The organism is Pigmentiphaga daeguensis (genome assembly GCF_039523035.1).
Lineage (GTDB): Bacteria > Pseudomonadota > Gammaproteobacteria > Burkholderiales > Burkholderiaceae_B > Pigmentiphaga > Pigmentiphaga daeguensis.
Window position 1 is genome coordinate 135,784 of sequence record NZ_BAAAEN010000004.1, and the last position, 20,000, is coordinate 155,783.

General features: G+C 68.4%; 21 protein-coding genes. 10 read left to right on the forward strand and 11 right to left on the reverse strand.

The window, feature by feature from the left end:
• Positions 1 to 30: 30 nt before the first annotated feature.
• The 4 genes from ABD104_RS07355 to ABD104_RS07370 form a co-directional block, all read right to left on the reverse strand.
• Positions 31 to 834 carry a DUF4198 domain-containing protein gene (locus ABD104_RS07355; protein ID WP_371695861.1) on the reverse strand — a complete coding sequence of 268 codons (804 nt, stop codon included), beginning with the start codon at positions 832 to 834 and terminating at the stop codon, positions 31 to 33.
• 37 nt (positions 835 to 871) lie between these two features.
• Positions 872 to 1,384: a DUF2271 domain-containing protein gene (locus tag ABD104_RS07360; protein WP_087839264.1), complete on the reverse strand. Its 513-nt coding sequence runs from the start codon at positions 1,382 to 1,384 to the stop codon at positions 872 to 874.
• Positions 1,385 to 1,397: 13 nt separating this feature from the next.
• Entirely contained in the window at positions 1,398 to 2,036 is a 639-nt protein-coding gene (locus ABD104_RS07365; protein ID WP_087839263.1) for a PepSY-associated TM helix domain-containing protein, read from the reverse strand.
• Between the two features lie 129 nt (positions 2,037 to 2,165).
• Positions 2,166 to 2,381: a dodecin gene (locus tag ABD104_RS07370; RefSeq protein WP_087839262.1), complete on the reverse strand. Its 216-nt coding sequence runs from the start codon at positions 2,379 to 2,381 to the stop codon at positions 2,166 to 2,168.
• A 100-nt stretch (positions 2,382 to 2,481) separates the two neighbouring features.
• Between ABD104_RS07370 and mdtD the strand changes: the two genes are divergently transcribed.
• Complete coding sequence (gene mdtD, locus ABD104_RS07375; RefSeq protein WP_087839261.1) at positions 2,482 to 3,942, forward strand: multidrug transporter subunit MdtD; 1,461 nt, start codon at positions 2,482 to 2,484, stop codon at positions 3,940 to 3,942.
• Positions 3,943 to 3,993: 51 nt separating this feature from the next.
• A complete protein-coding gene (locus tag ABD104_RS07380; protein WP_087839260.1) occupies positions 3,994 to 4,902 on the forward strand; it encodes a recombination-associated protein RdgC in 909 nt (302 codons plus the stop codon).
• Between the two features lie 30 nt (positions 4,903 to 4,932).
• On the opposite strand, the gene ABD104_RS07385 is transcribed toward ABD104_RS07380, so the two are convergent.
• The 3 genes from ABD104_RS07385 to ABD104_RS07395 all read right to left on the reverse strand — a co-directional run bounded on the left by ABD104_RS07385 (position 4,933) and on the right by ABD104_RS07395 (position 8,962).
• Positions 4,933 to 6,327: an MFS transporter gene (locus ABD104_RS07385; RefSeq protein WP_132979945.1), complete on the reverse strand. Its 1,395-nt coding sequence runs from the start codon at positions 6,325 to 6,327 to the stop codon at positions 4,933 to 4,935.
• 24 nt (positions 6,328 to 6,351) lie between these two features.
• On the reverse strand, positions 6,352 to 8,070 hold the full coding sequence (locus ABD104_RS07390) for a sulfatase-like hydrolase/transferase (protein WP_087839258.1): 1,719 nt from the start codon (positions 8,068 to 8,070) through the stop codon (positions 6,352 to 6,354).
• A gap of 172 nt (positions 8,071 to 8,242) precedes the next feature.
• Positions 8,243 to 8,962: a TerC family protein gene (locus ABD104_RS07395; protein WP_087839257.1), complete on the reverse strand. Its 720-nt coding sequence runs from the start codon at positions 8,960 to 8,962 to the stop codon at positions 8,243 to 8,245.
• Between the two features lie 389 nt (positions 8,963 to 9,351).
• Between ABD104_RS07395 and ABD104_RS07400 the strand changes: the two genes are divergently transcribed.
• Positions 9,352 to 10,329 carry a threo-3-hydroxy-L-aspartate ammonia-lyase gene (locus tag ABD104_RS07400; protein ID WP_087839256.1) on the forward strand — a complete coding sequence of 326 codons (978 nt, stop codon included), beginning with the start codon at positions 9,352 to 9,354 and terminating at the stop codon, positions 10,327 to 10,329.
• Here the strand turns inward: ABD104_RS07400 and ABD104_RS07405 are convergent.
• Both ABD104_RS07405 and ABD104_RS07410 read right to left on the reverse strand, forming a co-directional pair.
• Positions 10,317 to 10,670 carry a hypothetical protein gene (locus ABD104_RS07405; protein WP_132979944.1) on the reverse strand — a complete coding sequence of 118 codons (354 nt, stop codon included), beginning with the start codon at positions 10,668 to 10,670 and terminating at the stop codon, positions 10,317 to 10,319. The genes ABD104_RS07400 and ABD104_RS07405 overlap by 13 nt on opposite strands.
• A 161-nt stretch (positions 10,671 to 10,831) precedes the next feature.
• Positions 10,832 to 11,758, reverse strand: coding sequence for an AraC family transcriptional regulator (locus ABD104_RS07410; protein ID WP_087839254.1), 927 nt, complete (start codon positions 11,756 to 11,758; stop codon positions 10,832 to 10,834).
• A 151-nt stretch (positions 11,759 to 11,909) separates the two neighbouring features.
• On the opposite strand from ABD104_RS07410, the gene ABD104_RS07415 reads away from it, so the two are divergent.
• Genes ABD104_RS07415 through ABD104_RS07445 form a run of 7 tightly spaced genes read left to right on the forward strand, consistent with a single transcriptional unit; the run spans position 11,910 to position 17,943 of the window.
• The gene (locus ABD104_RS07415) at positions 11,910 to 12,119 is read left to right on the forward strand and encodes a hypothetical protein (protein ID WP_243724573.1); all 210 of its coding nucleotides are present in this window, start codon (positions 11,910 to 11,912) and stop codon (positions 12,117 to 12,119) included.
• A gap of 17 nt (positions 12,120 to 12,136) precedes the next feature.
• Positions 12,137 to 13,141, forward strand: a complete 1,005-nt coding sequence (locus ABD104_RS07420) for an amino acid ABC transporter substrate-binding protein (RefSeq protein WP_343927359.1) — start codon at positions 12,137 to 12,139, stop codon at positions 13,139 to 13,141.
• Between the two features lie 55 nt (positions 13,142 to 13,196).
• Positions 13,197 to 14,069, forward strand: coding sequence for a branched-chain amino acid ABC transporter permease (locus ABD104_RS07425; protein WP_132979943.1), 873 nt, complete (start codon positions 13,197 to 13,199; stop codon positions 14,067 to 14,069).
• A complete protein-coding gene (locus ABD104_RS07430; protein WP_087839251.1) occupies positions 14,066 to 15,013 on the forward strand; it encodes a branched-chain amino acid ABC transporter permease in 948 nt (315 codons plus the stop codon). Before ABD104_RS07425 ends, ABD104_RS07430 begins: the two co-directional genes overlap by 4 nt.
• Entirely contained in the window at positions 15,010 to 15,735 is a 726-nt protein-coding gene (locus ABD104_RS07435; protein ID WP_132979942.1) for an ABC transporter ATP-binding protein, read from the forward strand. Before ABD104_RS07430 ends, ABD104_RS07435 begins: the two co-directional genes overlap by 4 nt.
• Positions 15,728 to 16,444 carry an ABC transporter ATP-binding protein gene (locus tag ABD104_RS07440; protein WP_132979941.1) on the forward strand — a complete coding sequence of 239 codons (717 nt, stop codon included), beginning with the start codon at positions 15,728 to 15,730 and terminating at the stop codon, positions 16,442 to 16,444. The genes ABD104_RS07435 and ABD104_RS07440 overlap by 8 nt, the downstream gene beginning before the upstream one ends.
• 47 nt (positions 16,445 to 16,491) lie before the next feature.
• Positions 16,492 to 17,943 carry an aldehyde dehydrogenase gene (locus ABD104_RS07445; RefSeq protein ID WP_132979940.1) on the forward strand — a complete coding sequence of 484 codons (1,452 nt, stop codon included), beginning with the start codon at positions 16,492 to 16,494 and terminating at the stop codon, positions 17,941 to 17,943.
• Positions 17,944 to 18,003: 60 nt separating this feature from the next.
• Here ABD104_RS07445 and ABD104_RS07450 read toward each other — a convergent pair whose 3' ends face one another.
• Complete coding sequence (locus ABD104_RS07450) at positions 18,004 to 18,513, reverse strand: hypothetical protein (protein ID WP_165404699.1); 510 nt, start codon at positions 18,511 to 18,513, stop codon at positions 18,004 to 18,006.
• A 132-nt stretch (positions 18,514 to 18,645) separates the two neighbouring features.
• Complete coding sequence (locus tag ABD104_RS07455) at positions 18,646 to 19,935, reverse strand: MFS transporter (RefSeq protein ID WP_132979939.1); 1,290 nt, start codon at positions 19,933 to 19,935, stop codon at positions 18,646 to 18,648.
• Positions 19,936 to 20,000: the final 65 nt, after the last annotated feature.

Here is a 20,000-nt window from a genome sequence, read left to right on the forward strand (position 1 = left end):
GGGGGGCGCCCGAAGGGCGTACGGGGGGGCTTATTCAGGCAAGACCTCGAACGTCGCGATGTAGGTCGACCGGCGCTCCTTCGCCTTGTCGAAGGTGGTCTTGTCGTCCTTGGTCTCGGCTTCCAGCCAGTACATGCCGGGCTCGGGCCAGGTCACCGTGAACTTGCCGTCGGCATCGGTGCGCGTCTTCATTTCATGCAACTGGTCGCGGTAGCGGATCCCGCCCGGCACGATGGACACTTCTATGCCGGCCGCGGGCTTGCCATCGAGCAGCAGCCGGAAACTGGCTTCTTCCTTGGCGAACAAATCGTTCGGATGGGTGATGGGCGCCAGTTCCAGCCCCTGTCCGGTGGGCTTGAGCACCGTGTCGGTCGGCTTGCCCACCGTCACGAAGGTCTCCAGGCGGCTGTTGGCCTGCGTGACCCGCAGGTCCTGGGCGTCGGCCGGCACCTCTTGCGCGAACTTCTCGGCCGTGCCGCGCCAGCGCTTGTTCTTGCCGTTTTCCTTGTACGACGCGAACACGCCGTTGTTGACCACCGCCATCTTGTAGGTGCCGGCCTGGGTCAGGCGCACGTCGAAGGTGCTGCGATAGCGGCCCGTGGACTGGTTCTCGGCCTTGGCCGCGGTGCCGTCGGGAGCGGTCACCGACAGGTTGTTCAGTTGCAGCGGAAAGTGCTCGAAGTAGAAGAGGTCGTTGGACACGGCGGCGTCCACCGTCACCCACGGATCCGCGCCCGACAGCACCGTGGCCGAGGGCAGCATCCACATGCGGTGCGCCTGGGCCGACAGGGGCAGGCTGAACGCCAGGGCCAGCGCGGCCCACTTGAGAGACATCTTCATGTTCTTTTCCTCGGAAGGGGTTGCTAGGGAATCAGGGTTTGGTTTCCAGCGCGACGCGACCCAGCTCGTGCTGGCCACGCGCCTCGCCCTTCTCGGGCGCGCGCGGCGGCCACTGGAACGGGATGCGCAGCAACTCGCGGCCGCCGACCTCGCGCGCGGCTTCGACCACCAGCTCGTACTTGCCTTCGGCCAGCTTGCCCAGCGGCGCCTTGCCGTCGCTGAACGCCAGTTGATGCTCGCCCACGGGCCGCGTGGCGCCGCTGATGCCGTCGGCGGGCATGGTCAGTTCGCGGCCGGTGCGGCGCCACCACTGGCGCATGTCCTTGAGCCACTTCGTGCCTTCGTCGTTCTTGAGCTTGACGTCGTACCAGACCGCCAGGTTGGCGGCGACCTTCTGGTCCGGCCCCTCCACCCACACCGCCACGTACGGACGGTGGTACTCGGCCACGTTCAGCCGGGGGATCTCGATCCTTACCGCCAGGTCGGCGGCCTGGGCCTGCCCGACCATCAGGCCGGTGACGGCCACCGGGATCAATGTACGCATAGCCAGAACCTCTTCAATGAATGAATACGAATGCCAGGAACAGCGGCACGGCCACGCCCAGCGCCACCATGGGCCAGGTGACGGGCCGGTTGCGCGAATGGATCTGCAGCAGGAAGAAACCGGTCACGCAGAACACCAGACAGGCGACCGCGAAAATATCCAGGAACCACTTCCAGGCCTCGCCCGTGTTGCGGCCCTTGTGCAGGTCGTTGAAATACGAGATCCAGCCGCGGTCGGTGCTCTCGTACTTCACCGCGCCGTCGGGCAGCTCGACGCTCAGCCAGGCGTCGCCACCGGGGCGTGGCAGGGAAACATAGATCTCGTCGGACGACCATTCGGCCAGCTGGTCGCCGATCGCCACGGACAACTGGTCTTCCAGCCATTGCCGCAGCGCCGGCGGCAATGGCGCCTTGTCGGCCCCGCCTTCAGGCGCCAGCGCGCGCGCCAGTTCGGCCGGCACCTGCGCTTCCTTCGAGACGACGCGCGGATGGGCTTCGATCTGGGAGGCGTGGTTCAGCGTGATGCCGGTGGCGGCGAACAGCAGCATGCCGACGAGACAGATCGCCGAGCTGATCCAGTGCCATTGATGCAGATGCTTCAACCAGAATGAGCGACGCTTCTGCTCCAGGAAGCGATCCGACTGTTTGTCCATACGGCGGTGCGCGGCACTGCATGCTTGAGATGATTAAGATCAATAATGATAACAATTCTCAAGCACTGTAGCCAGCACCGGGCCGGCGCGCAGGCGGCGGCCTCCCGCCGCCGCCCTTGCCTCGGGAGCCTACTTCGAGTCCTCCAGGCGCACCCCCACCTTCAGGCCCACCTGCCAGTGCGCGATCTTGCCGTCCTCGATGTGGCCCCGCACCTGGGTGACCTCGAACCATGCCAGATGGCGCATCGTCCGGGCCGCGCGATCGATCGCGTTGCGGATCGCGTCGTCGCTGGACTTCGTCGAGGACCCGACCAATTCGAGCTGCTTGTACACGTGTTCCGACATCGTCGTCTCCTGGTTGCCTGGGATGCCGGCCAGCAAAGGCCATTCCCGGCGCCGCGCGGCACCGGGAGCCGGCCAGGCCACCTTAGTCCAAGCCGCGGGCATGAATCAAGCTATCCTATGGCACCCGCCCGCCTCCCGCCCGCCGACCGTGGAACACAGAAAAACGCTGAACATCACCCTTTGGCTCGTCGCCATCGGCCTCTTCATGCAGACGCTGGACACCACCATCGTCAATACGGCCCTGCCGGCGATGGCGGCAAGCCTGGGCGAAAGCCCCCTGCGCATGCAATCGGTGGTGATCTCGTATGCGCTGACCATGGCCGTGCTGATCCCCGCCTCGGGCTGGGTCGCCGACCGCTTCGGCACGCGCAAGGTGTATTTCTCGGCCATCGTCCTTTTCACGCTTGGCTCCGTGCTGTGCGCGGTCTCGCAGAACCTCAGCCAGCTCGTCGCTTCACGCGTGGTCCAGGGCGCCGGCGGCGCGATGCTGATGCCGGTGGGCCGGCTGGTCATCCTGCGCAGTTTCCCCCAGGAGCGCCTGCTGCCCGCGCTGAGCTTCGTCGCCATCCCGGCCATGGTCGGCCCCATGATCGGCCCCGTGCTGGGCGGCTGGCTGTCCGAGCAGTTCTCCTGGCACTGGGTGTTTTTGATCAACATCCCGGTCGGCCTGGCCGGCGCGATAGCCACGCGCACCTTCATGATCGACAAGCGCGAGAAGCAGCCGGCCTCCTTCGACGGCGTGGGCTACGGACTGCTGGCCTTCGGCATGGCGGCCATCTCGCTCTCGCTGGACGGGTTCTCGGGCCGCGCCACGGGCCACGCTACCGTCGTACTCATGCTGGTGTTCGGCCTGATCAGCATCGTCACCTACTGGCTGCGCGCGGGCAGGCAGGCCGCGCCGCTGTTCTCGCCCACCCTCTTCCACATCCATACGTTCACCATAGGCTTGCTGGGCAACCTGTTCGCGCGCCTGGGCAGCAGCGGCATGCCCTTCCTGCTGCCGCTGCTGCTGCAGGTCAGCCTGGGCTATTCGCCCACGCATTCGGGCCTGATGATGCTGCCCGTGGCCGCGGCCGGCATGCTCAGCAAGCGCCTCGCGACCTCGCTCATCACCCGCTACGGCTATCGCCACGTCCTCGTGGTCAATACGGTGCTGGTCGGCCTGACCATCGTCTCGTTCTCGCTGGTCGATGTCTCGCACCCGGTCTGGACCCAGGTGCTGCTGATGGCCTTCTTCGGCGCGGTGAACTCGCTGCAGTTCACCGCGATGAACACGCTGACGCTCAAGGATCTGGGCCAGCAAGGCGCCAGCAGCGGCAACAGCATCCTGTCCATGATGCAGATGCTGGCGATCAGCCTGAGCGTGACGGTGGCCGGCGGCATCCTGGCCGCGTTCAGCCACCTGGTGGACCATGGCGCGCCCGAGGACGCGCTGGCCGCCTTCCACGCCACCTTCATCTGCATCGGCCTGCTCACCGCGGCTTCGGCGTGGATCTTCTGGCAACTGTCGCCCGACGTGCCGCGCGAATCCAAGAAGGATGACTCGCTGGACCTGGGGTAACGAAGGGCGAAGGCCGCGTCGTATAGAATCGACCCTTTTGCGCGGCCCGCCATGTGGTTCAAGAATCTACAGATCTATCGCCTTCCCGCCCCCTGGCCCATGACGCCCGAGGGGCTCGATGAACTGCTCCGGCCCCAGGTCTTCGCCCCCGGCTCCAGCCTGGAGCTGCAGACGCAGGGATGGGCGCCCCCGCTGGAAAACGGCAGCCTGCTGGCCCACGGCGTGAACGGCCAGTTGCTGATCACGCTGCGCACCGAGAAGAAACTGCTCCCGACCACCGTCATCAATCAGGTGGCCAAGGCCAAGGCCCAGGAGATCGAAGAGCAGCAAGGCTTCAAGCCGGGCCGCAAGCAGATGAAGGAGATCAAGGAGAACGTCAAGGAAACGCTGCTGCCGCGCGCCTTCAGCATCCTGCGCGACACCCGCGCGTGGATAGACACGCGCAACGGCTGGCTGTGCATCGACGCTTCCTCGGCGGCGCGCTGCGACGAACTGCTGCAGCTCCTGAACCGGGCCATCGACAAATTCCCGCTGGCCAACCTGCACGTGCAGACCTCGCCCGCGGCCGCCATGACGGAATGGCTGGCCGGCGGCGAAGCTCCCGCCAATTTCACGATCGACCAGGACACCGAGCTGCGCTCCACCGGCGAAGGCCGCGCCACGGTGCGCTACGTGCGGCAATCCATCGAGGCCGAGGACGTGCGCCGCCACATCGAGGCCGGCAAGCAGTGCACCCGGCTCGCCATGACCTGGGCCGACCGCATCTCGTTCGTGCTGAGCGAATCGCTGGCCATCAAGCGCATCGCGCCGCTGGACGTGCTCAAGGAAAACGCCGACGCCCTGGCGCAGAACGACGCCGAACGCTTCGACGCCGATTTCACGCTGATGTCGGGCGAACTGGCCAAGTTGATCGCCGACGTGGTCGATGCCCTGGGGGGCGAGGCCCCGTCGATGCGCTGACGGCCGCGCGGGCAGCGCGAGCAGCCTGGACTACGAGCGCCGGGCGCTCCAGGCCGCCAGGGCCGGCGCCAGCGCGAACAGGCCGAACAGCCAGGCGGACGCGGTGCGGGCGCCTTCGATGCCGCCGGGGTCGGCCAGGCCGGCGGCATTGGCCACCATGCCGGCCACCGCCGATCCCAGCGCGATCGCATAGAGCTGCAGGGTCGTCACCGCGCCCGAAGCGAGGTTCTCCTGGCCCGCGGGGGCCGAGCGGAACACCCGCGTGACCAGGTGCGACCAGCACATGCCTATCCCGAACCCGACCCCGGCCAGCGCCGCGCACAGCGCGGCGAACGCCACGCCGCCCGACTCGCCCGGCGGTACCAGCACGGCCAGCGCGGCCAGGCCCGCCGCGGTCACCACCGGCCCGGCACGGACCAGGCGCACGACGGCGGCGCCGGTATATCCCGAGAACATCAGCGAGGCCAGCGTCCAGCCGCCCGCCATGACCGCCGTCAGGTAACCCGCCACGAGCGGCGTCTGGCCGTGCAGGGTCTGCAGGAAATACGGCACGAAGATCTCGCTGGTCAAGCCGATGATGAGCATGGCCATCGTCAGGTAGCAAGCGCCCAGCACCGTGCGGGTCGAATAGGCGCCCGTGGGCATCAGCCGCGACGAGGCCTTCACGTCCAGCCGCCCCATCCCTGCCACCAGCGCCAGCCCCACCGCCACGCCGGCGGCGTTCCAGGCCAGTTCATGCGAGAGGCTGCCCACCGAGACGACCATCACCGAGCACGCCAGCAGCGCCAGCTTGCCCCAGGGCACGCCCGCCGCGGCCGACGACGACGCGGGCGCGGCGGCCGGCACCAGCTTATGGACGATGGCCGCCAGCGCGGCGGCTACCGGCAGCAGCGACAGGAAGGCCGGGCGCCACCACCCCAGCGAGGCGAACAGGCCGCCCAGGGCCGGGCCCGACAACGTCGCCACGCCCCACATCGCCGAGACGAAGGCCAGCGCGCGCGGCCACAGGCGCGGCTCGTACACCATCCGTATCAGCGCATAGGACAAGGCCAGCAGCACGCCGCCGGCGAGCCCCTGGACGGTCCGCCCGGCAAGCAGCCACCACATGGCCGGCGCGGTGGCGCAGACCAGCGACCCCAGGCAGAACAGCGCCAACGCGCCCAGATAGGCGCGGCGCGGCCCGATCCGGTCGATCAGCCGATAGGACAGCGCCGAGCCGAGGATGGACGCCACCACGAACAGCGTCGTGCTCCAGGCGTAGTACGCCAGCCCGCCGATGCTGTGCACGATGGTGGGCATGATGGTGGTGACGACGTAGACGTTGATGGCGTGGAGCGCCACGCCGCCGGCCAGCGCCAGCGAACGCAGCGCGTTGCGGCCGGTCATCAGTTCGAAGGGAGAGGATTTTTCCTGGGGGGAAGACATGCGTAGGTCCGTGGACACGCGCACTCAGCGTGCGACGAGCGAGCGGACCGGATTGTAAGGGCGGACCGGCAGGCTGTGGCCCACGGGCAGGACATCGGAGAACTCCAGCGAAGCGCCCTCGTGCACTTCGCGGAAGGTGTTGGCTCCGTACAGGTTCTTGCCCTGCACGTAATGCACGCCTTCGATGGCCGACGGCGAGCGGACATCGTGCCCCAGCCGGTTCGCCAGCCAGCGCGACATCTCGAAATGGCTGATCCAGCCCGCCCGGCGCATGGGTTCGGACACGGATTCGGGCGCATCGCGACTCCAGGACAGTACCGGGACGTCGGCCACCTCGGGTTCCAGCACGTTGTGCCCCCACATGCCCCGCGCCCCCAGCAACTGCCCGTGGTCGCCGGTGATCGCCAGGTGGCGCGGGCCCGGCAGGCGGTCGAACTCGTCCAGCATGCGATCCAGCAGCGCGTCCAGGTACAGCACGGAATTGTCGTAGGCGTTGCGCTGGCGCTCCGCGCGCGGCTGATCATGGCTGTCCGGCCAGCGCGCGTAGCGGTCCCGCGCGTGCGCATAGTTGGCTTCGTAGGGCGCGTGCGTCGACCGCAGCAGGACCACGACGAAGGTCTTCTCGGCCCAGGCCTGTTCCCGCAGCAGCGACAGGATCGCCTCGTCGCCCTGCCTGCCGAACCGGGCCGGCTCGTCCTCGCGGGTGATCGACACGTCGACGTAGCGGCTGCCGACGTCGTTGAGCAGCTTGGACTCCTGGGACGAGATCCAGTAGGTCTTGAAGCCCGCCTCCTTGGCGAATTTGAACAGGTTCGTGGACAGCCCCCGGATCTGCGCCAGCTGGCCGGGCTCGCGCACGGCGTTCAGGATCAGCGGCATGCTGGCCGCGGTGGAAACGGCCGCCGCCACCCCATGGCGCGCAACCAATCCCTGCTCCATGCGCCGCGCCAGGTTGGGGGTCGTGTCCCGTTCGTAGCCCATGATGCCCAGGTGCTGGCTGCGCAGCGAATCGGCCACGAACAGCCAGACGTGCCGCGCATCCGAGGCAAAGGGCACGACCTCGGGCTGGGCGATGGCCGCCACCGGCGCAGGCGCGGCGTGGAGCGATCCGCGCAGCACGTTGTGCACCAGGAAGAAGCTGAAGGTATTGAGGGAGTTGTGCAGGCCGCTGCGGGTGGGGCCGGGCAGGAAGGAATTCAGGTCGCGGTAGGTGGCGCGATAAGGCTTGGATAGCAGGCCCGCGGCCACCAGCATGACCCCCAGCGCGCGCTGCCAGCGCCGCACGTCCGACCGCATGTAAGTCATGAACAGCCACCACGCGGCCAGGTACGGAATCAGCACCGCGAACAGCACGTGGACGTGGTCGCCGAAATCGGCCAGCGCCACTTCCCGCACGTCGCCGAATTCCGAGAACAGGCTGGCCAGCACCACGGGATCGAGCGGCCGGCCGGCGTAGGAGATGTGGCTGAGCTGGACCAGCTCCATGCCGCCCAGCAGCACCAGGATGCACGTCACGAACACCCGGCTGCCCGACAGCCACAGGCCCAGGTTGAAGGCCAGCAGCGCCGCGAAGTAGTTCAGTTCGAAATCGGCCTGGTTGGCGACCGTGAACCACTGCTGGATCCAGTCGTCCAGCATCAGCAGCGATGTGGTCAGCAGGGCCAGCGCGCCCCGCTGGGCGAGGTGCCGCCAGTTCCACGTCCCGGGCCGGGGCATCAGGGTCAGGGAATAATTCGTCGTCATTCGCACTCGATCAAGCGGCCCGCGGCCTTCCTACGTAAAGAACGGCGTCCGGCCGAAACCGGGCGCCGTTCTGCTGCGGGCGGAGTATCCACCCCGGGAAAGCCGCAAGCTTAACCCAGTTCGCCCCTGCCGCGAGAGGGGGTATTTCCCTCGCACGGCCTGGGCGGCGGCGTCACGCCGCGTTGGATTCGGGTTGCCCCTTGCCGCGATTGTTGACGACCATCCGGGCGCCGCCAAGGATGGCAACCAGCGCCAGCGGATACAGCACCCACTGTACCCAGGCGTGGGCCTGGAACCAGGGCTTGACCAGCGGTTCGCCCATCACCATCTTGGCCGCGGTCACGACCAGCACGCCGGCGCCGATGTAGATGATGGCCGGATAACGTTCCATCAGGCGCAGGATCAGGCGACTGCCCCAGACCATGATGGGCACGCTGATCAACAGGCCCAGCACCACCAGCAGGAAACTGCCGTGCGCCGCGCCGGCCACCGCCAGCACGTTGTCCACGCCCATGACCGCGTCGGCGATCACGATGGTCTTGATGGCGGCGACGAAGCTGGTATTGGCCGCGCCGCTTCCGTGCTCGTCCTCTTCGGCGGTCAGGAGCCGATACGCGATCCACAGCAGCGCCAGGCCGCCCACCAGCATGAGGCCGGGGATCTTCAGCAGCCATACCACGGCCAGCGTCATCAACGTACGGACCACGATGGCGCCGACCGTGCCCCAGACGATGGCCTTCTTCTGCAAGGCCGGCGGCAGGTTGCGCGCGGCCAGCGCGATGACGATGGCGTTGTCGCCGGCCAGCACGATGTCGATCACGATGATGGACGCGAGCGCGAACAGGAATTGGGTGGTGAAAGTTTCTGCGGCGAAAGCCGAAAGCCATTCCACGAGTTGTTCTCCAGAGAAGTTGACGGCCTCTGCTGGCGACAGGAATGACTGGGGACGGGAGTACCCATGCAGGACCTGAGGCCAGGCTGCAAAGGTCTTGTTCAATCACCGGGCGGTGATCCGCACGACCGGAGGAAGCGGACTTCCACGTATTGACGATCGTACGAAAGAGCCTGTTGGACTCTCGAACTACTCCCCTTTGGAGGGACATGCCATAGACATGTCAGCCGGCATTTTCGCCTGCCCGCCGGCTTCGCGTCAACATCGGGGGATACCCCAAGAGAACGGCGCCGCCTGGGGATTCCCGGCAGGCCGCGCCTCCGGCGATCCGCTTCGTATATGCTTGGCTCCTCGGCCGCCTCCGGCCGGCACCCAGGTGGAAAAACACCATGTCCGTCGCCTTCCCCGCCATCGAAGCGGCCGCCGCGCTGCTCGCCGGCCACGCCCACCGCACGCCGGTGCTGACTTCGCATACCGTCGACGCCCGCACCGGGGCCACGGTCTTTTTCAAGTGCGAGAATTTCCAGCGCATGGGGGCCTTCAAGTTCCGCGGCGCCTATCACGCGCTGGCCCGGCTTCCGGATGATGCCCGCCGGCGCGGCGTGGTGGCCTATTCGTCCGGCAACCATGCCCAGGCCGTCGCGCTGGCGGGCCAACTGCTGGGCATACCGGCCACCATCGTCATGCCGTCGGATGCCCCGCGGGTCAAGCTGGAAGCCACGCGCGGCTACGGCGCCCGCGTGGTGCTGTATGACCGGGACACGCAACGGCGCGAGGACATCGCGGCCGAACTGGCGGACCGCGAGGGACTGACCACCATCCCTCCCTTCGACCATCCCGACGTCATCGCCGGCCAGGGCACCGCCGCGCTGGAACTGCTGCGCGAGACCGGACCGCTGGACTACCTGCTGGTCCCCTGCGGCGGCGGCGGATTGCTGTCGGGGTCCGCCATCGCGGCCAACGCCTGCGCGCCGGGCATCCGGGTCATAGGGGTGGAGCCGGCCGCGGGCGACGACGTCACCCGCTCGTTCCGCAGCGGCACGCTGCAATCGGTCGACAATCCCGACACCATCGCCGATGGCGCGCGCACGCAATCGGCGGGCCGGTACACCTTCCCGCTCATCCAGTCCCACGTCCACGACATGCTGACGGTGACCGACGACGAACTGCTGCGCGCGATGTTCTTCCTGATGGAGCGGATGAAGTTCGTGCTCGAACCCACCGGCGCCCTGGGCGCGGCCGCGCTGCTGTCCGGCAAGGTCGATGCGCGCGGCAAGCGCGTGGGCGTCATCGTCTCGGGCGGCAACGTCGACCTGTTCGCACTGGCGCCCTACCTGGCCAAGGGCCGCGCCGCCTACGGCGCGTAGTGCTCCACGCCCGCCGCCGGCGCCACCGGTGCGGCCACCTCGGCATGGGCGGGACGAAACGTCACGATGGCCATCAGCAGGATGGCCAGCGCCAGGTCTCGCCGGGGCGTCTCGTAGCGCTGCGAGCGGAAACGCCGGAAGCCCCACATCACCAGCACGATGAAGCCCCCCATCAGCGCTGCCGCCAGGAAGGAACCGGCGTATTGCGCCAGCACCGGCACGCGCTCGCTGAACGGCCCCTCGGGCAGCGGCCCGCGCAGCGCGCTGGACACGAGGAACATCAGCCCCAGCGCCCCGGCCAGCGCTCCCCACGACAAATCCCGTCCGACGAAAACCTTCACGACATTCACACCCAAGGCTAGATGGGAAAAGTATAGCTTTCGATTTTCTCCCGGGACCCGGCGCCGGGCCGCCCCGAGGCGGGTCCCGGCCTTCTCGGGGGCTGCCGCGTAGCGGCTGGGGCTCAACCATGCTGGGCGCGCGAAGCGCGTAGGGGGGACCTCTACGGCCAGGCAGAGTACGTGAGATCCTCGCGGCCCGCTTCTTCGAGTACCCGGCGGCGGTAGCTGCCGGGAGGCATGCCCATGTGGCGCTTGAAGAAACGGTTGAAGTGCGCGGTGTCGCGGAACCCCAGGCCGTAGGCGACCTGGGCCACGGGCAGCGGCGACTGCTGCAGGCGTATCCGGGCCTCCTGCAACAGGCGCTCGTGCACCACGGCCAGCGGGCCGCAGCCGGCGCTGCGCATGGACGCGGCATGCAGCCGGCGTTCGGTCACCCCCAGCGTGCGGGCGTAGCGGGAAATCGGCCAGTGCTCGCGGAAGTGCATCTCGACCACGCGCAGGAAACGCTGGAACACGACGGAACCGGGCCGGTCGCCGGTAGGCGCCTCGGGGTCGATGTCGCTCATGCGCCAGAGATGCGTCAGGACGATGGACAGGTAGGCGACGGCGATCCCCGCGGCGCCCTTGGCCGCCTGGCGCAGCTCATGGCTGACGGCTTCGAACACGGGACAGAGCATGTCCCGCCCGGCCGCCATCTCGTCCGGCCCGATGTGCAGCAGGCGGTCGGCCACGTTGCGCAGGGCCGCGGCATGCTGGCTGGCGGCCGACGCGCGCGACACCAGCTCCTCGGCCGCCGACAGCATGTAGCCGGCACCGCCGGCCTCCAGGCGGATGGATTGCGCCATGCCGGGTGGCAGCCAGGCCAGGCAAGGCGCGCGCAATGCGAGCTGGCCATGGCGCAGCGTGGCCACGCCCTTCCCCGCCGTCAGCAGCAAGGCATGGCTGCGCCCCTGCCTGCGCGCGGCCTCGACCACCCATTCGCGCGCGGCCAGCGCGGGCATCATCACTTCGCTCTCCATCAGGGTGGCCAGCGGCGTCTCGCCGATGTCCGGATGCACGTCGGGCAGGGAATGCGGATAAACGGCCATGCGGATCCTCGGGAAGGCGGGCAAAAAAGTACAAGTATTCGTCCGATTTCATCAATGCCTGCAACTTTACACGGCCGAGCCCTCTAGCCAGAATTTGTACGTCGCTACAACAAAACTCCGCGATTGTTACAAAATTACCGGGAGACACACCATGCTCACCTCGTCCCTGAAATCGCTGCGCCGCCTGGGCACGGCCGTTGCCCTGTCGGCGTTCTCGCTCGCCCTTCCGGCCCATGCCCAGGACGCCGTCACCATCGGCTACGCGGTGTCCAAGACCGGCGTCAACGCCGGCGGCGCGGGCATCACGACCATTCCCAACTACAAGCTCTGGTCCATGAGGTCAACCAGGCTGGCGGCCTGAAGGTCGGTGCCAAGCGCCTGCCCATCAAGGTCGTCGAATACGACGACCGCTCCAGCTCCGAGGACGCCGTGCGCGCCGTCGAGCGCCTCATCACGCAGGACAAGGTCGACTTCCTGCTGCCTCCGTGGTCGACCGCGATGAACCTGGCCGTCGCGCCCACCTTCCACCGCTACGGCTATCCGCTGCTGGCGGGCTCGGCGGTGACCGAACGCGCGCCCGAGTTCGCCAAGCGCTGGCCCAACAGCTACTGGCTGCTGGGCACCGGTTCGCAATACGCCGAGGCCCTGGTCGACCAGTTGACCAGCCTGCGCAAGGCCGGCAAGATCGGCGACTCCATCGCCATGGTCTCCATCGCCGACGGTTTCGGCATCGAGCTGGCCACCGCGGCGCGCGCCGCGTTCCAGAAGGCCGGCTTCAAGCTGGCCTACGCCAAGACCTACCCGGTCGGCACGCAGGACCTGGCCCCCATCGTGACCGAAGCCAGGAACCTGAACCCCGACGTCTTCATCGCGTTCAGCTATCCGCCCGACACCATGGCCATCACCGACCAGGCGCGGGTGCTGGGCTTCAATCCCAAGGTGTTCTACACCGGGGTGGGCACCGCCTTCCCGCTGTACAAGAACCGCTTCGGCGCGAACGTCGAGGGCGTGGCCAGCCTGGGCGGCATCGACGCCAACAGCCCCGCCGTCAAGGCCTACATCCAGCGCCACAAGGAAGTGACCGGGGCCGAACCGGACCGCTGGGCCAGCCTGGTCACCTATGCCGGACTGCAGGTGCTGCAACAGGCCATCGAGAAGGCCGGGACCCTGGACCGCAAGGCCGTGTCGGCCAAGATCGCCAGCGAGGAGTTCGACACCATCCTGGGCCGCATCAACCTGAAGAACCACATGGTGCCCAACATGCTGACGCTGGGCCAATGGCAGAACGGCGAGTTCGTCGGCATCGAGCCGGCCAGCCACGCCGGCGCCGCCAAGCTGGTCTTCCCCAAGTCCGCCTGGCAGGCCGGCGCCGCCGCGCGCTGACCCTCAACCCGCGCCGTCCGGCACGCCGCCGGATGGCGCGCGACAGGAATCCCGTATGTTCATCGATGCACTCTTCTCCGGCATCACGCTGGGAGGCATGTACGCGCTCGTCGCCATGGGGCTGACCCTGCAGTATGGCGTCTCGCGCATCATGAATCTGGCCTATGGCGAGTTTCTCGTCGCCGCGGCTTTCTGCGCCTACCTCCTGATGACCGGTCTCCAGATCGCGCCCCTGTGGGGCCTGCTGCTGATCGTCCCCGTCGCCTTCGCCCTGAACTGGCTGGTCTACAGCTTCCTGCTGACGCCGCTGGTCAGGCGCACCCGCACGCGCGCCGCGCTGAAGGTGGACAGCATCCTGGCCACGTTCGGCCTGCTGTTCATCGTGCAGGGCGTGATGCAGGTCACCTTCGGCGGCAACTACTACAGCTATTCCTACCTGAACGAACCCGTGCGCATCCTGGATTCGGTACTGGCCCTGAACCGGTTGCTGGCCCTGGGCTTCGCCGCGGTGTTCGGCATCGGCTTCTACCTGGCGCTGACCCGCACCCGCCTGGGCACCGCCATCCGGGCGGTGGCGGTGGACCCGGTGGCCGCGCGCCTGGTCGCCATCGACGTGCGCTGGGCCTCGGCCCTGGCCTTCGCCGCCGGCGGCGCGCTGGCTGCCAGCGGCGGCGTGCTGGTCAGCATGTTCCTGACCTTCAACGCCAACATGGGCGTGATCTTCACCATGAAGGCGCTGATCGTGATCATCATGGGCGGCGTGGGCAACGTCCTGGGCGCGCTGGTCGCGGGCCTGCTGCTGGGCCTGGCGGAATCCTTCATCGCCACCTACGTGGATCCCGGACTGACGATCGCCGTGACCTACGGCGTGTTCCTGCTGGTGTTGCTGGTGCGTCCCACCGGCCTGTTCGGGAGGGCCGCGCGATGAACGCCCCGCTGCGCATTCCCCTGATCGCCGGTGTCGCCGTGCTGGCCGTGCTGGCCGGCGTGCCCCTGGTGGCCGACGGCTATGGCCTGTCGCTGGCCATCAACATCCTCAACTACGCGGTGCTGGCCACCGCCTGGGCGATGTTCTCGGGCCCCACCCGCTACGTGTCGCTGGCCACGGTCGCCTTCTTCGGCATCGGCGCCTATACCGTGGCGGTCCTGGGCGATGCCCTGCCCTGGCCGGCGGTACTGGCGGCCGCCGCCGTGGTCGGCCTGGTGGTCGCTGTCGTCGTCGGGCTGTCCACCCTCAGGCTGGCCGGTGTCTACTTCGTCATCTTCACCTTCGGGCTGACCGAGCTCATCCGCCAGCTGGTCACCTGGTACGAGGTGAACGTGTCCAACTCCATCGGCCGCTATGTATTCCTGGACATCAGCCAGGAACAAATCTACTGGCAGTTGCTGGCGCTGGGCGCGGTGCTGTTCGTGGCCACCCTGCTGCTGGGCCGCTCCCGCCTGGGCTTCGCGCTGCGCATCATCGGCGCGGACGAAACGGTGGCCCGGCACTGCGGGATCGACACCACCCGCGCGAAGGTGCTGTTGTTCGCGCTCAGCGCCGTGTTCATGACACTGTCGGGCGCGATCATGGCGCCGCGCTGGACCTACATCGACCCGGCCATCGCGTTCAATCCCGTCATGTCGTTCCAGGTGCTGATCATGGCGCTGCTGGGCGGCGTGCAACGGCTGTACGGCCCGCTGCTGGGCGTCATCCCCCTCGCGCTGCTGTTCGAATACCTGGGCGCGAACTTCCCCAACCACTACAGCATCCTGCTCGGCGCCGTCTTCATGATCATCGTCTACCTGCTGCCCAACGGCGTCGTCGGCCTCGCCCGGCGGCTGCGCAAGGCCGACCGCGCGGCGGCGCCCGCCGCCAGGGAGGCATCATGAACAGCCTGCGCATTTCCCAACTGCGGAAAACCTTCGGCGGCCTGACCGCGGTCAACGACCTGAGCTTCTCGGTCGAGGCCAGCGAGATCGTCGGCCTGCTGGGGCCGAACGGTTCGGGCAAGACCACGGTCATGAACCTGATCTCGGGCGCCCTGGCGCCGGATGCGGGCGACATCGAACTGGCGGGTCTGCCCATCGCCGGCAAGGCCCCCCACAAGGTGGCGCACGCGGGCGTGGCCCGGACCTTCCAACTGGTGCGAGTGCTGGCCGACATGGACGCGACCGAGAACGTCGTGGCGGGCCTGGCCTTCTCGCGCGAACCGATGTGGGGCGCGCAGGCCACGGCCAGAGCCGCCGAACTGCTGGCGCGCGTCGGCCTGGCGCGCCATGCCCGGACGCTGGCCGGCGAACTGACCTACATCGACCAGAAGCGGCTGGAGCTGGCGCGCGCCCTGGCCCTGTCGCCCCGCCTGCTGTTGCTGGACGAATGGCTGGCCGGCCTGAATCCGTCCGAGCTGCTCGAAGGCATCGCGCTGGTGCGCTCGCTCAAGGACGAGGGCATGAGCATCATCCTGGTCGAGCACGTCATGGATGCCGTGCACTCGCTGTGCGATCGCTGCGTCGTGATGAACGCGGGCGCCAAGATCGCCGAGGGTACGCCCGCCGCCGTCCTGTCGGATCCGGAAGTGATCCGCGCCTACCTGGGAGACGCCAGTGCTTGAAGTCGCCAACCTGTCCGTCGCCTACGGCAAGCATACGGCGCTGCGCAAGGTCGCGCTGTCGGTCGGGCCGGGCGAGATCGTCGTCATGCTGGGTGCCAACGGCGCCGGCAAGAGCACGCTGCTCAAGGCCGTGGCCGGCCTCGTCCCGCACGACGGCCAGGCCGTGGTGCGCCTGTCGGGGCAGGACATCGCCGCGACGCCCGCCCATCGTATCGTCGAGCTGGGCATCGCCCTGGTCCCCGAGGGCCGGGGCATCTTCGGCGAACTCACGGTGCGCGAGAACCTGCGGCTGGGCGCCTATGCGCACCGCGCCCGGGAAACCGAGGCCGCGACCCTGGAACGCGTGCTGGCCCTGTTCCCCCGGCTGGGCGAGCGCCTGGGCCAGACCGCCCGCACCATGAGCGGCGGCGAGCAACAGATGGTCGCCATCGGCCGGGCGCTGATGTCGCGGCCGGAGATCCTGCTGCTGGACGAGCCGTCGCTGGGCCTGTCTCCCTTGATGAGCGCCGAGCTGTTCAAGTCCCTGGCCGCCGTCCGGCAGGACGGTGTCGGCATCCTGCTGGTCGAGCAGAATGCCCGCCTGAGCCTGGCGATCGCCCAGCGCGGCTACCTGATCGAGAACGGCGCCATCGCCGGCGAAGGCGAAGCAGGCGCGCTGATGAACGATCCGGCCGTGCAACAGGCCTATCTCGGCATGGCGAAAGCCTGACGCGAATCAAGGCGGCCGCGGGGCCGCCATTACTGGAGTCAACCACCATGTTCGACATCAAGCTCCTGATCGACGATGAAGACCGCGACGCTACCGGCGGCGCCACGTTCGTGCGGCGCGACCCGGTCACCGGCGCCGACAGCACGCGTGCCGCGGCCGCCACGGTGGCCGATGCCCGCGCCGCCGCCGATGCCGCCGCGGCAGCCTTTCCGGCCTGGGCCGCGCTGGGTCCTGGCGAACGGCGGCAGTTGCTGAACCGGGCGGCCGACCTGCTCGATCAGCGCACGCCGGGGTTCATCGCCCGCATGATCGCCGAAACCGGCGCCACGCGCGGCTGGGCCGGATTCAATGCGCACCTGGCCGCGGGCATCCTGCGCGAGGCCGCCGCCATGACGACGCAGATCGCTGGCGAGGTGATTCCCTCCGACGTGCCTGGCAGCCTGGCCATGGCCGTCCGCCAGCCGGTGGGCGTGGTCCTGGGCATCGCGCCCTGGAACGCGCCCATCATCCTGGGCACGCGCTCGATCGCCATGCCCCTGGCCTGCGGCAATACCGTCGTGTTCAAGGTGTCGGAGCTGTGCCCCGCCACGCACCACCTGATCGCCCAGACCCTGCGTGACGCCGGCCTGCCCGCCGGCACCGTCAATGTCGTCTCCAACGCGCCCGACGACGCGCCCGCCGTGGTCGAGGCCTTGATCGCCCATCCCGCGATCCGGCGGGTCAACTTCACCGGCTCGACCCGCGTCGGCCGCATCATCGCCCAGAGCGCCGCCCGCCACCTGAAGCCCGTCCTGCTGGAACTGGGCGGCAAGGCGCCCTTGCTGGTGCTCGACGACGCCGATCTCGACGCCGCAGTCGACGCGGCGGCTTTCGGCGCCTTCATGAACCAGGGCCAGATCTGCATGTCCACCGAACGCCTGGTCGTCGACGACGCCATCGCCGATGCCTTTGCCGCCAGGTTCGCCGCCAAGGCGGCTTCGCTGCCCGCCGGCGATCCCCGCCGCGACGACGTCGTGCTGGGTGCGGTCGTGACGCCGGAAGCCATCCAGCGCATCCGGCGCCTGATCGACGATGCCGTGTCCAAGGGGGCCAAGCTCATTGCCGGCGGCGGCATCGAAGGCAACATCATGGCGGCCACCGTACTCGACAAGGTGACCCCGGCGATGGAAATCTACGGCGAGGAATCCTTCGGCCCGGTGGTGTGCATCGTTCGGGTCAGCGGCACCGAAGAAGCCATACGCGTGGCCAACGACAGCGAGTACGGACTATCGTCGGCCGTGTTCAGCCGCGACATCGCGCGGGCGATGGAAGTGGCCAAGCGCATCGAGAGCGGCATCTGCCACATCAACGGCCCCACCGTGCACGACGAGGCGCAGATGCCGTTCGGCGGCGTCAAGGCCAGCGGCTACGGCCGCTTCGGCGGCAAGGCGGGCATCCACGAATTCACCGAACTGCGCTGGATCACCGTCCAGACCACGCCGCGGCACTATCCGTTCTGACGTAGTCTCAGGCAAAAAAAATGCCGCCCCGAGGGGCGGCATTTTTCATCCAGCAGCCTGTCAGGCGGCGGCGGGAGCCGAAGCGGCCGACTGCTCGGCGGCGGCCGGAGCGGCAACCGGAGCAACTGCCTTCTTCGCCACGCGCTTGGCGGCGGGCTTCTTCGCGGCAGGCTTGGCAGCCGGCTTGGCGGCAGGCTTGGCAGCCGGCTTCACCGCGGGCTTGGCGGCCTTGGCGGCGGGCTTGGCAGCAGCCTTCTTGGCCGGAGCGGCGGCCTTGGCTTTCTTGGCAGCAGGCTTCTTGTCGCCTGCGGCCACGACAGCCTTGGCTTCCTTCACGGCGGCCTTGACGGCCTTCTCGTAAAGGCTCACGCGCTGAGCGGCGTCCTTGCGGGCCTTCTCCGAACGCTCGAGCGCCTTCTTGGCGGCATCGCCCAGACGCACGGCGGCGGCTTCGAGCTTCGCCAGCACGCCGGCCGACTTGGCCGGAGCGGCTTTCTTGGCGACCTTCGCGGCCGGCTTCTTGGCTGCCGGCTTGGCGGCGGCCTTAACGGGTTGCGATTTCTTAACCATATCAATCTCTAAAAGTCGAGGCCCGAAGTGTTAATGGTGCTCAAAACAATGTCAACCCTTTTGGATGCCAACGACGAAAATTTTTGCTTCGGCACCACGCGCGATGTCACGTCATCGCATCGTGCATGATCGTCATGACGACGTCCGGCCGAACGTTGCGCGAGCGATGATCCATACCGCCACGCCGCACAGCGCGGCGAGCGTTCCGACTGCGACGATGGGCGCGACCGGCAGCATGCCGACCGCCGTGCTGCCCAGCGCGCCGCCCAGCATCTGCGATGCGCCCAGCACCGCGGCACCCACGCCCGCCATCGCTCCCGCGTCCTGCAATCCCAGCGCGAAGAGGGTCGGCATGATGAAGCCGCCGAAGAAAAGACTGGCCGCCATCGCCACGACGAAGACCGCGATCTCCCACCATTGCCCGTGCGCGCCACGCAGCGCGAGCCCGACCGCCAGGGCGGCCAGGCCGGCGCAGGCCGCGCCGCGCACGCCCGCGTACAACACACGCTGGGGCGGCACGCCTCGCTGCGAGAGGCGCGCGGTCGTCAGCGATCCCGCCAGCACCGCGGCCGAGGCCAGCGCGAACGCGATCGCATAGACCGAACTGGACACGCCCATGCCGTCGATCAGCACGAAAGGCGACCCGCTGATGAAGACGAACATGCCGCAGAACACGACACCCAGCGCGCACGACAGGGCGCGCGCATGAGGCAGCGCTAGAAAGCTCCGATAGCCCGCGGGGCGCCCGCCGCCTTCTCGCTGCGGCTGGCCCGGGCCCGCCTGCCGGTCTTCGGAAGCGGGTGCCGCCGGCTGCACGCCCCGGAGCGCGCGCAGCCGTCCCGCCCGCAGGCGGATCCCGACGATGGCGGCCAGCAGCAGCCCCGCCCCGGCCAGCACCGCGAACAGGCCGCGCCAGCCCACCGCGTGGATGACGAACGCTCCGATCAGCGGCGCCACGATGGGCGCCAGGCTCAGCACCGCGACGATGAAGGACTGGATGGTGGCCCGCTGCTGCGGTTGGGGAAAGACGTCGCGGACCAGCGCGATGCCGGCCACCGATGCGGCCGACGCGCCGAAGCCCTGGACCGCCCGCCAGCCGATCAGCGCGGCGCCGTCCGCCGCCAGCGTGCAGGCGATGGCCGCCACCACGTACACGGCCAGGCCGAGCAGGATGACGCGCAAGCGCCCGTGGCGATCGGACAAGGGTCCCCAGGCCAGTTGGCCGAATCCGAAGGTCAGCATGAAGGCGCCCAGCGTCGCCTGCATCTGCGAGTCGGTGGCGCCGAGTTCGGCGCCGATGGCCGGCAACCCCGGCAGGCTGATGTCGATGGACAGGGGCGGCAGGCCGGCCAGCATGCCCAGCACGACGATGAAGCCGACCGGCAGTGCGATCCGGGTCGGCGGGGAATGCCTTGCTTGCACGAAGCGATCTCCTGGCTGGTACGCGCCCCGGTTTCACCGGGACGCCAAAGAGCGGAGGATATCGT